The organism is Allobosea sp. RIT-PG3_2, assembly GCF_057321085.1.
On the sequence record NZ_JBXWCA010000009.1, the window covers coordinates 1 to 11,591 of the forward strand.

The following is an 11,591-nucleotide window of genomic DNA, read 5'->3' on the forward strand; positions in this document are numbered from 1 at the left end:
TACGATCTCTTCAGGCTTGTGCTTCTTCTGCGGCATCGCGGGCATCCTCCAAAGGCTCAAAAAGCCTACTTCAGGGAGGGCCGCTTTTCAGGGGGCAGGCCAGTCACCGAAAGCGGTGATTGCGCCCCCTGCAGCGACGAAATGGACGACCTCTTCGGCCAGTCGCACGATCAGTACGCACACCCAGTATATCGCGCTCTTGAACAAGATGGGCTGGATCATGGGCGCACCGTCGAAACGGCGCATAAACGGCAGGTTGTCGGTTACCAAAACGGCTTTTCCGACCAGCAACGCCGCAAATATCGCGGTGAAGAAGCCACTGAACTCGACGCCGTGCTCCTGCAGGATTAGACGTTTGGTCCATAGGATCAGATTGAAGCCGAAGAGGAAGAATATCGTCGGCGGAAGCGCGTGCTTCACCTGTGTAAGCCACCAAGATACGGCCCGCCGCAAGAGCAATGTCGGTGTAGGGGCGGCAATATCGGGCTTTCTCATCTTCTACCCCAAGGATTTCGTGGTTAGCGGGTCGTCGTGACTACTGGGGTCCCTCGAACGTCTTCAGGTTCGGGCGCAGTTGTTGACTCTACGTCATCAAGCCGGTCACGAAGACCCAAAGAGGTGGAAGCGGGTTTCCCCAACTTGAAGGGTTCGAGGCGAGAGCCGGCTTGGTTGGTCGGCCCTGACACCGCTAGCTTCGGGGCATCGGTACCGTGCGGCGAACTTCACCATGGCCATTCGCCGCCCCGACCCATCTTTGCCTCCCACATGCGCTTGCCCTTCACCCAGATACTTGTCTTGATCCGGCATTGAAGGCAATTTTCCCGACAGAGAGAGACTGTTGTCCGGGCCGGCGCTCGGAGGGCATTGTCACGGGAATGGGCGATTTGAGCCGGGCCGGTTAGGGTAGGGGGCATGCAGCCGATTTCCTACGCCCGTCACCAGTTCCCGCCTGAGATTATCAGGCACGCCGTGTGGCTCTACCTGCGGTTCACCTTGAGCTACCGCGATGTCGAGGAGTTGCTGGCTGAGCGCGGCCTCGACATCTCGTACGAGACGATCCGGCGATGGGTCCATGCCGCCGTCCACAATATCTTCACCTCGATCTCCCGAGCGACGCTGCGTCTCTTCCGAGACGCGGCGTCGCAGCAATGGCAAAACGCGACAGGTGCCGCTTAAGCACCGCGTTGCACAGGACGAACTCCGGCTCGTCGAGGTTCCCGTGACAATTCCGTCCGAGACGGCAAGCCAGTCGCAGTCGGGGATGCTCCGATCGGAGGTCGCCTTCATTGCCCCGGGTGGCGGGTTAGGCGCGATCTCGGATCAGACCTATCAGAAGTGGAGTGGCGCGGCGCCCGAGGCTTGTTATCTCAGCCAAAGGTTTGTTGGCCGGCACCGCTTGGGCGGCTCATTCAGGTCCACTGCGGTCGGGGTTGTATTTGCTGGGGGCTCGCGAGACGACCGATGTGGGTCCTCTTCTCGCTGGGCGAACTAATGCTTGGCTTTAGTTGCGTGCGATATGTCTACTGAAGGGATTTTATTGAGGGCCCGCAAAATGCTGCATCTGGCTTGGCGCCACCCCGGTCCATTGTTTGAAGGCGTGCGAGAACGCGCTGACCTCATGGAACCCCAATAGCCAGGCGATCTTGGAGACATGGTGACCGCCATCGTTGAGATAGCGCACTGCCAGGTCACGCCGTAACTGCTGAAGGATTTGCGAGAAGCTCAGGCCCTCCTCGGCGAGCCTTCGCGCAAGCGTCCGTTCACTCATGCCAAGCTGGCGGGCGATTACTTCGGCGCGAACTTTGCCGTGCGGCAGCATCGGAGCGATCGCATTCTCGACACTGCCCCGAAGCGGGCTCGCATTGCTCGCCCGGGACGACAATGCTGCCTCGCAATCAGTCAGCATGAGCTCATTAAGGTAGGGATCGGCATTCACGAGTGCGCGTTCACGCGTGTCAGCCCGCAGAACAAAAGCATCGATATCTGCGCCGAACTCCACTTGCGTTCCGGCAAACCGTGACATCGCACCGGTATCGCCCGATCGGTGGTGCGCGAAGGAGACGCGTTGCGGGACGAGGTTCGATCCCGTCAGGAGGCGGCAGAGCCGGATTGCTCCAAAAATACAGAACTCGGCCTGGTGCTTGTCGGAATGGCGGGGGAGCCCGGCATAGTTCAGCTTGACGGAGAGCTCGCCTCCATCGGCAACGCGGAAGACCAGCGCTTCATTGGTGATCGAACTGTACCGGGCAATGCGTTGCAGTGCCTCGCCGAGCGTCTGCGACGACGCCATCACGTAGAACAGCAGGCCGAGAGCGCGCGGGTCGAATTCCTGCGAAAGGTTGAAGCCGAGCCGGTCGTCCCCCAACGCCGTCGCGGCCCGCTCCAACAGGGCGACCTGACGCCTGGCAGGCACTCTTTGATCATGATCGGCGAGCATCTCTTCGCTCAAGCCAACGGCTTTCAGGAGCGGCGCAGCCGCCACGCCGGCGCTGGCAAGGCGCGCGACGGCGAGGCGCGTGATGCCCGCTCGGGTCGTCGGTAACGCATTCAGGTCGCGAGGCGAAGCCATCGAACTCCATTGCTCATGTCGGGGACGAGCAACAACTTGGCCGAGAATAACAAGCGGCGATCGCATCGCCAATCTATTTAGCGGGGATCTCAGATGTCCTTAGGGACAGCTGGGGATCACCGCGCCAAGCCCATGATCGACGAGGGTGAGGAGCAAATGGAACGCCCTCATATACCGAAATCGACACCATGACCCCGATCCAAGAGCGCGGTCGCGCACGTCTGAAAATGCGGTTTCCTGATTGGCGGGCCCATTTTGATCTGGCCGCAAGCGAAGTTTTTCTCGATATCTGCGAGGCGTACGAATTGACGAACGTTGTGCTTGAACATTGCATCAGGTCGGACGCACCAATAAGCAGCACGATGATTACAGAATACCGGGAAATCATGGCTTCTTTGGAAGCGGACGCTAAACGCTTCGCGACAAAGGAGCCTTAACATCAACGGTAGCACGTCGAATATGGCGTCGTAGGTCCACCCAGCTCGACATCTACTGTATATCCGAGCACGCTAGTGCTTGTGAGCAACGCATGCGCATCCTGATCAACCTCGCTTCTCTGTCTGTTTGGCGGCTTCAGCGCACGCCCAAGACATGTTCGCAAGCGGCCAGCGCACCTTCGATCAATTGAACCCCGAAAATCGAATTCATTTCCAGACTTCGATGACCGCAGCAGGTTTTTGGCCGTCGGTGCCGAACGCAACCTATCCGCAACGAAGACGACCTCAGCGCTGCGCTGAATGGTTGCACGTAGGACAGCGACAAAGAGCGCGAAATGGCTGCAATTGCGGACGTCGTGAAGGTCTATGGGATTCGCTCACTATGCTGAAGGGCGTGGCCGCTCGCTTAAGCGCCGCCGGGCCGGAGTGCCTGACCTAAGTCTGAGGCCAGAGCGGAAAAAATCGTAATGGGGGCGGAGTACTAACTGGGTGGTTTTGTCGATCTCCAGCGCAATTTTGCCGGTGCGCTCTGCCTTGGCCCTTTCGAGATCGTCCAGCTTTTGCCGAGCTGTAACGGCGAGGAGCATTTCCGTGTGCGCGGCCCCAACGGCGCGCGGCATGTGATCGGCAGATGCGAAATCGACGAGGCGCGATAGGACGGTTTGGGCGAAGGCACGCTCCGAACAGCGGACGGGCTGGTACCTCTCCCAGAATACGCCGGAACATGCTACGCGCGCCGCTTCAGCGCATCGCGAAGACCTCAGCAGCATCGGCATCCTCGCGCAGGCCCTTGTACGACGCTTGTTGCAGCTTTCCGTCATCGGTCCAGGCCTGAAACTCCACCTCTGCTACCAGCGCGGGCGTGATCCAGCGATAGGCCTGTCGGCGCCCCTTCATGCAGAGCGCGGGCTTCGGGATGATGAGCTCGTCCATCTGCGTGCGAAGCGCTGTCGCGCGGGCGTGGCAGAAACCGATGCCGACGCTGCCTACATAGACCAAGTGATTCCGCTGGCAGGCCGCAAGCAGCAGCCGGCCGATCCCGCCCAGCGCTGCTGTCGAGGGCTCATAGCCGATAATCACGAAACGCTCGGCCTGGAGGCGCGTGCTCTTGAGCCCGTCGCCGCCGCGCCGCCGCCGGGTGAACGGTCTCTTGATCGTATCACCGCCCAGATCGGCCCTTAGAACCTGATGCTCGCACATTGAATCACCCGCCCAACCAACCGAGTCGCAAACGAGTGGCGGAATGATTCGTTCCCTAACGGAACCCCGCTCGAAGGCCGTCCGTTGAGCGCTCATCAGCACGTTGTGGTGAGGTGCTCTAATGGTCGCGTTGCAAGCCCCAGACGTTTCCGTCCGCCGTTCGTCGACGAGCAAAAGGCAGCTGTATCGAGAGGACTGCCAGGATGAGGAAGGAAACCCCTACACGGTCATTGTTTGGCAGAACAAGCCGGGGCTCTCGACAATTTCCTACACCCTCGATGACGGGACACCCGTGCATTACGAGGACAAATGCTACTTCGCCCTTCCATCCGGGAAAATGCTAACCCGTTGCGACAACTGAACAAAGATTCCAACAATCGCCCGTGTGAGCCATGCCTGACAACCCTACGGTTGAAGTCCCAGTCGTCAAGCCGACGAGGATTGAAGTGAGCAGCGACCCGCGCGGTGACGCCACAATTCATTTTGACAAGTACCTCATCACTGCGCTGGAGCACGATATCCGTACGGCCCTCTCAGAATGAGCGCCTATCCAAGGTCACACCACCTTGAGGCCTGCCCATGACTGAAAAGCAGGTGATTGACGTCCTTGTGACCCGCATTGCGCTGATTGCCGCCTCTACTGACGGCAGGAGTGACATCATTATCGGCCTGATAACGGATTCCGACATCGATATCATGCTCAAGCTCTCGCCATATACCCTCGCGAAACTTGACAGCATGCTCGCTGAAGCGAGTACGGAGCGTGGCGTCAGCGAGGCAGTGAACACAGCGACGGGCGCAGCCGCTGCAAACACCGCTGCGACATTAGAGATCAGCCGTTTCTCGCGAATGTCGGCTGCCTCAATCATGCGGCAATTTCGATCTAATTCTTGTTCCTTTATGCTTACCAATGATTATCTCCATCACGGCTTGTGAAATTTCTGGCGACAGGTAAATGTTGTTAGAGTTAGCTAAATCAATTGACCTAATTAGATCTACATTAGCTCTACTTTTCAACACGTAACCGCGCACCCTGCCGGCCAAGGCTCGGACGATCGATTCATATTGCGCGTCATCGGTAAGGACGATTATTTTTGTGGATGGAAATGACATCGCAACATCAAGTATTTCTTGAAACGGGTTACCCCCCATATCAATTTCAGTTAATAGAAAATCGGGGCGGTAACGAGCACATATCACCGAAATGTCATTGGTCGAATGTCCGACTGCGACAACGTCAAAGCGATCTTTGCCAGTCAAGAATTCCTGTACGCCCAAAGCATGAATGGGGTGATGATCGACAAGTCCTACCGAATAATTTTTCATCTTTACCACCCTCGGTTTCGATCCAAGCGCAATATGTCTAGCGCTCTAAGAACACCTTGCTCGCGTGGTCGGTGAATGGTTTTGTGAGGAATGAGAGCGCGGTTCTTTGTTCGGTCGTGATCATGACCTCGACGGGCATTCCGGGCATGAGCTTGCGGTCTCCGAGGATGGCGAGATCGCCTTCGATCTGGATTTCGCTGGTGTAGAAGCTTGCGCCGGTGGCTGGGTCCTTGGTAGTGGCCGGCGAGACGTGGATGACCTTGCCGGGGATTTCGGGCGTGGTGTTGCGGTTAAAGGCGGAGAAGCGCAGCCGCGCGGGCTGGCCGGCCTTGACCTGGTCGATGTCGGCCGGCGAAATCTTCACCTCGATGGTGAGCTTGGCGCCCTGGGGGACGATGGTGGCGAGGCGCGCAGCGGGGGTGATGACGCCGCCGACAGTAAAAATGGTCATCTCGTTGACGGTGCCGGCGCTGGGCGCGCGGATATCGGTGCGCGAGAGCCGGTCCTCATTCGCGATGCGGCGGTCCTGCAGCTCCGACAGCTTGGCCTCCACCTGGCGCAGTTCGCGCTGAGCCTCGGTGCGGGCGGTGTCGTCGATCGAGATGATCTGCAGGCGGGTCTCGCTAATGCGCAGCTTTGCGCGCGCGAGCGCGGCATCAATCTCGCCGCGTTCGCCGAGCAGGCGGGCCCATTCGCGGTTGATGTTGAAGACCTTGACGCCGTCGATATAGCCCTTCTGGAACAGGCCGAGATATTTGCCGCGCTCGAGTTCGACGAGCCGCAGTTCCTCAGACTTTGCGACGTGCCGCGCTGCCAGTCCCTTGACCTCCTCGCCCGACTGAACGATGCCGATCTCGAGCTGCTCCTTGCGGCTCTCGCGGTTGGTGCGGTTGCCCTCGAAGAGGCGCGTTTCGCCCTCGACGATATCGGCGGTCTCCTCCGAAAAGCGCGCGAGAGCCGGCGGGAAGGCAATTGTGCCCAAGCCGTCGCGCTCGGCGATCAGGCGGGCGCCGCGGGCGAGATGCTCGGCGAGCTGTGAACGGATGATCGACAGTTCGGACCGGGTCTGGACGTCGTCCAGCCGGAACAGGATCTGGCCCTCGCTGACGGCGTCGCCCTGCCGCACCGCGATGGACTGGATGATGCCGCCGTCGCGATGCTGCACCTCCTTGAGGTTCTGGTCGACCTTGACGATGCCCTGGCCGACGACAGCGCCGTTGAGATGGGCAGAGGCCGCCCAGCCGCCGCAGCCGACGACGAGCAGCAGCGCGAGCGCCGAACCGGCGACGATATGCGTGCCGACGCCGAAGCGCGCGCACCGTTCGGCCGCCTCGGCGCGCTTGGCCGCATCGGCGAGGATCCTGGCATTGAAGTTCTGGGCATTCATGTCACGAACCCTCTTCGGAAAACGCTACAGCAGACAAAGACCCGACCGGCTCAATAGGAATAATAATACAATTTGTGGCTGCCATAGATCTCGATCGACAGATCCTTGTCGTCCTGCTGCGTGGTGAAGACATCGACATATGTCCGCTCTTCATCGTTGATCTTTTCGATGCGGAAGCGAAACGGTCGCCCGGCCTCGCCAGACTCGGTGTAGGTCTGGCTGAAGGGATCGATCTCGGTGCCGCCAGCCGCCCCGTCGGAATGAATCTCGTATTGCTTGATGACGATGCGGTCGCCTTCGTGAAGGTCGAGGATCTGGTGAATCAGGTCGTTCTGGGCCTCTTCGGGGACGTGGAACTCGAAGCGGTCATCGCCTTGGCCGCCGGTGAGCGCCATGCTGGTGTTTCCGATGATGAAGCGATCGTTGCCGTCGCCGCCGATGAGCGCCTCGAAATCGAGTACGGTGTCCTCACCGATCTCGATGCCGACCGCCTTGTCTTCGGTGAGATCGACCGTGACACCGCATGTCGTGTCGGACAGATCGAGTGTGTCGTGCCCGCTGCCGCCGTCGACGCAGTCATTGGCGGCATCGAGGGAAGCGATGACGACGTCGTCGCCGGCTCCGGCCATGACGGTGTCGGAACCTTCTCCACCATCGAGCGTATCGTCGCCGGCGCCGCCTTTGAGCACATCCACGCCGCTGCGACCCAGCAGCGTGTCGTCGCCATCGGCCCCGATCAGGCAGTCGGCGCCCGCCCCGCCATCAAGGACATCGTCGCCGTCCTGGCCCTCGACCTTGTCGTCGCCGTCGCCGGCCTCGACGACATCGTTGCCCTGTCCGCCCTCGACATGGTCGTCTCCATCGCCGGCATGGATGACATCGTCCCCATCGCCACCCTCGACCTCATCATCGCCAATGCCAGCATCGACGACATCGTCACCTTCGCCGCCATCGACTGTATCGTCGCCATCGCCAGCCGCGATGATATCGTCGCCGTCGCGGCCGAGGAGCGTGTCGTCGCCCGCACCGCCAAGGAGGGTATCGTCGCCTGCGCCGCCATCAAGCAGATCGTCGCCCTGCTCGCCGGCCAGCGTGTCGTCGCCATCCTCGCCGTAGAGTCGGTCATTGCCGGCGCCGGCAGCGACGATGTCGTTGCCGCCGCCGAGGCGCGCGACATTGCGTCCGAAGCCGAGCTGGACAAGCTCGGTGCCGGCGCCGCCGAGTACGATGTTGTCGCCATCCGCCGCAATGATGCGGTTGTGGCCGAAGCCGGTCGTGATGATGTTGTTGCCTGTACCGCCGTCGACCTCGTTGTTGCCGTCGCCGGCATCGATGATGTCGTCGCCGTCGCCACCCGAGATCAGGTCATCGCCAGCGCCGCCGAAGATCGTGTCGTTGCTGGCACCGCCGTACAAGGCGTCGTTGCCATCGCCTCCATCGATCAGATCACTGCCGTCACCGCCAAAGGCGGTGTCGTCGCCCGCTCCGCCCGAGATCACGTCGTTGCCGATCCCACCATGGAGTGTGTCGTTGCCGTCGCCTCCGGAGAGCTCGTCATTGCCGTTGCCGCCGTCCAGCAGATCGTCCCCGGCCTCGCCGAACAGGCGGTCGTCGCCATCCTCGCCGTAGAGCCGGTCATTGCCCGCGCCCCCATGAATGACATCGTTGCCGGCGCCGCCATAGACGATGTCGTCACCGGCACCGGCGAAGATGATGTCGTGGCCTGTGCCGCCATGGACGGTATCGGAGCCAGCGCGCGCATCGATGATGTCGTTGCCGTCGCCGCCCCGGATCAGATCCTTGCAGTCCGTGCCGGTGAGCACGTCGTCGCCGGCGGTTCCGACGAGGACGAGAACCTCGACGACGTTGAAGCTCGCCGTCTGGGCGACGGCCGCGATGCCGTCGGTCACGGTATAGCTCACGGTGACCGGCCCGAAATAGCCGGCCAGCGACTTGTACTGCCAGCCGCCCTCGGCGAGCGTGATCGTGCCCGAGGAGACCTGCAGGTTGCGGATCCCCAGCGTATCGCCATCCGCGTCGGTTGCCCCGACCAGTAACCCCGCGAGCGTCAGCATCAGGGTCTGGCACGGGCCGATCTCGCCGAGCTGAACCGCGCTAGCCAAGCGCGGCGCCCGGTTGCGCAGGCGCGGATCTTCCGGCTCCACCGGCTCACCGGGCTCTTCCTCGCGTGGCGGGGGCACGATGACGACCGGCTTGAACGGCGCCACGACGATCGGCGAGGTCAGCTGGAAGCCGCTGACATCCGATCGGCTCAGACTCTCCGATCCCGCTAGGCCCACTTCCGATCGCCCTGGGCCCACTGACGAGCCGCCGACCTGCGCAGCCAGCGCGAAGCTATTGTCGTTGCTGACGCGGCCCAGCCCGAACTCAAAGGCGGCCCGCACGAAGGCCGGCAGGGGAAGCTGCTCGTAGTCGATCGGTGGGGAATCGATGCCCAGGAAATCCGCCAATCCCGGGATCGGACCGCTCGCCGCGCCAGAGCCGAGAACACCGTCCGGGTCGGGCTCGGCCTTCTTGTCCGGCAGCGCACCGGTCTCATCGACGTCATTCTCCGCGTTGTCCTCGGCGAGCTGTGGCCGGGTTGCGTCGGGCTCGTCCTGCGGCTGCGGCTCGTCCTGCGGATTGGCCTCTGCCCCGACTAGCGAGCGTAGATAGGCGGCGACCGCCAGGACGATCACGGTCAGAGCCGCAGGCCAACGCGACGCGGCGGGCTCGTCTTGGGTCTTCCGGTAGGTCTCCTCCGCGGAAGCGCTGCTGGGCTGAGTGGGCCTAAGGGCCTTGACCTCGATCATGCCGTCGCCCTCCTGAGCAAGCCGGCGCCGAGCTCGAGCCCTTCCGCTGCGGGCAGGCGCGGTTCGGCCGGGTCGTCCGCTCCAGGAACAGGCTGGCCACCAGCGACAGGCTGCTTGTGGACGGGGTTGAGGATCGTCTCCTTGGGACCGAAGCCGGCAAGCTTGCCGGCCTGGATCACGCCAATGAGATCGACGGCGACGAGCGCGCTCGGCCGGTGCGCCACGATGATGGCGATGCCGCCCCGCGCCTTGACGCCCTCGATCGCTTTGGTGAGGGCGGCCTCGCCCTCGCTGTCGAGATTGGAGTTCGGCTCGTCCATGACCACGAGGAAGGGATTGCCGTAGAGGGCCCGTGCAAGCCCGATGCGCTGGCGCTGGCCGGCCGAGAGCGCGGTGCCTTGCGGGCCGAGCTGCGTCTGGTAGCCGTCAGGCAGCTTGACGATCATCTCGTGGATGCCGGCAGCCGTCGCCGCAGCGACGATCGCGGCAGGGTCTGGATTGACCGCAAGCCGCGAGATGTTCTCGCCGATAGAAGCATCGAGCAGGCTGACCTCCTGCGGCAGGTAGCCGAAATGGCGCCCGATCGCACCCTCGGGCCATTGGTCGAGATGGGCGCCGTCGAGCCGGAGCGAGCCACGCAGGCAGGGCCAGATGCCGGTAATTGCCCGCACCAGTGTGGTCTTGCCGCCGCCGCTCGGGCCGATGATGCCGACCGCCTTGCCGGCGGCCACGTCGAAGCTAACCTCGCTCAGAAGAACCTGGCCAGAGCCTGGCGCCGCGACGGTGATGCGATCGATCTTGAGATACTGGCACGGTGCCGGCAGCTCCATCGGCTCGACGGCCTTGCTCAGCGCAACCACCGTCTCGCGCAGGCGCCCGAAGGCAAGGCGCGCGGCGACGAAGGACTTCCAGTTGCCGATCGCCTGATCGACCGGCGCCAGCGCCCGCGCGGAAGCGACCGAGGCGGCGATGATGGCGCCGGCCGAGAGCTCTCCCTTGATCGTTAGGAACGCGCCAAGCCCCAGGATCGCCGATTGCAGGATCATGCGCAGCACGCGCGAGATCGCACCAAATGTGCCGCCGAGGTCGCTGGAGCGGGTTTGCAGCGCCAGGTGCTCGCGGTTGGACTGGTCGAAGCGCGCAACCGCACGGCCGGAGAAGCCCATCGCGCGTACCACCTCGGCGTTGCGGGCATGGGTCTCGGCGATGGCGTTGCGGGTGATCGCCGCCTGGCGCGAGCTGCTGCTCAAGCCGCGCGCTAGAACCTCGCTCACAAGGGTCAGCAAGGTCAGGACGACGGCGCCGGCCATGGTCAGCGCCCCGAGCCAAGGATGCAGGAAATAGACGAAGGCGAGATAGAGCGGGATCCACGGCAGGTCGAACAGCGCGGCTGGCCCCTGGCTGCCGAGAAAGCCGCGCACCGTGTCGACGTCGCGGCCCCGTTCGAGAGCCTCGGTGCTGGAGAAGCCGAAGCGCGGCATGTCGATCGCGACACGATGGGCCAGCGGCGCGATGTCCTTGTCGAGCCTGGCGCCGACCCGCACAAGGACCTGCGAGCGGATGATGTCGAAGCCGCCCTGGAACAGGTACAGACCGATGGCCAGCACCGAGAGGGCAACCAGCGTCTGCACGCTGCCGCTGGTCAGCGCCCGATCATAGACCTGCATCATGTAGAACGAGCCGGTCAGGGCAAGAAGGTTGATCAGACCGGAGATCAGGAACAGAAACGTTGCGACCTTGCGGAAATCCTGTGTCAGCACGGCGCCGTCGCGCTTGCGGGCCTGGGTGAGGAGGGCAGAGGAGGCCATGGCGGCACACCCTTATCGATGACGATTGTGGGAAGAAGGGGACGAGGGGCG

9 protein-coding genes and 1 pseudogene are annotated in these 11,591 nt (G+C 62.4%); 3 read left to right on the forward strand and 7 right to left on the reverse strand.

Features of this window, described 5'->3' with window-relative positions:
- Window positions 1-87: 87 nt before the first annotated feature.
- On the reverse strand, window positions 88-495 hold the full coding sequence (locus tag AC2FAN_RS21665) for a hypothetical protein (RefSeq protein WP_485176266.1): 408 nt from the start codon (window positions 493-495) through the stop codon (window positions 88-90).
- Window positions 496-912: 417 nt separating this feature from the next.
- Here AC2FAN_RS21665 and AC2FAN_RS21670 point away from each other — a divergent pair.
- A pseudogene (locus AC2FAN_RS21670) lies at window positions 913-1,068 on the forward strand (IS6 family transposase); the annotation flags it as partial.
- Between the two features lie 466 nt (window positions 1,069-1,534).
- Here AC2FAN_RS21670 and AC2FAN_RS21675 read toward each other — a convergent pair.
- The gene (locus tag AC2FAN_RS21675) at window positions 1,535-2,569 is read right to left on the reverse strand and encodes an AraC family transcriptional regulator (RefSeq protein WP_485176267.1); all 1,035 of its coding nucleotides are present in this window, start codon (window positions 2,567-2,569) and stop codon (window positions 1,535-1,537) included.
- 188 nt (window positions 2,570-2,757) lie between these two features.
- Here AC2FAN_RS21675 and AC2FAN_RS21680 point away from each other — a divergent pair, with 188 nt between their 5' ends.
- A complete protein-coding gene (locus AC2FAN_RS21680) occupies window positions 2,758-3,006 on the forward strand; it encodes a hypothetical protein (RefSeq protein WP_485176268.1) in 249 nt (82 codons plus the stop codon).
- A gap of 741 nt (window positions 3,007-3,747) precedes the next feature.
- Here AC2FAN_RS21680 and AC2FAN_RS21685 read toward each other — a convergent pair.
- Window positions 3,748-4,206: an ATP dependent DNA ligase gene (locus AC2FAN_RS21685; protein WP_485176269.1), complete on the reverse strand. Its 459-nt coding sequence runs from the start codon at window positions 4,204-4,206 to the stop codon at window positions 3,748-3,750.
- Window positions 4,207-4,785: 579 nt separating this feature from the next.
- Here AC2FAN_RS21685 and AC2FAN_RS21690 point away from each other — a divergent pair.
- Entirely contained in the window at window positions 4,786-5,142 is a 357-nt protein-coding gene (locus AC2FAN_RS21690) for a hypothetical protein (RefSeq protein ID WP_485176270.1), read from the forward strand.
- Here AC2FAN_RS21690 and AC2FAN_RS21695 read toward each other — a convergent pair.
- Genes AC2FAN_RS21695 through AC2FAN_RS21710 form a run of 4 tightly spaced genes read right to left on the reverse strand, consistent with a single transcriptional unit; the run spans window position 5,068 to window position 11,540 of the window.
- Window positions 5,068-5,532, reverse strand: a complete 465-nt coding sequence (locus tag AC2FAN_RS21695) for a response regulator (protein WP_485176271.1) — start codon at window positions 5,530-5,532, stop codon at window positions 5,068-5,070. The genes AC2FAN_RS21690 and AC2FAN_RS21695 overlap by 75 nt on opposite strands.
- A 37-nt stretch (window positions 5,533-5,569) precedes the next feature.
- Window positions 5,570-6,919, reverse strand: a complete 1,350-nt coding sequence (locus tag AC2FAN_RS21700) for an HlyD family type I secretion periplasmic adaptor subunit (RefSeq protein ID WP_485176272.1) — start codon at window positions 6,917-6,919, stop codon at window positions 5,570-5,572.
- A gap of 50 nt (window positions 6,920-6,969) precedes the next feature.
- Window positions 6,970-9,732 carry a calcium-binding protein gene (locus tag AC2FAN_RS21705; RefSeq protein WP_485176273.1) on the reverse strand — a complete coding sequence of 921 codons (2,763 nt, stop codon included), beginning with the start codon at window positions 9,730-9,732 and terminating at the stop codon, window positions 6,970-6,972.
- A complete protein-coding gene (locus AC2FAN_RS21710) occupies window positions 9,729-11,540 on the reverse strand; it encodes a type I secretion system permease/ATPase (protein WP_485176274.1) in 1,812 nt (603 codons plus the stop codon). The genes AC2FAN_RS21705 and AC2FAN_RS21710 overlap by 4 nt, the downstream gene beginning before the upstream one ends.
- Between the last annotated feature and the right edge of the window lie 51 nt (window positions 11,541-11,591).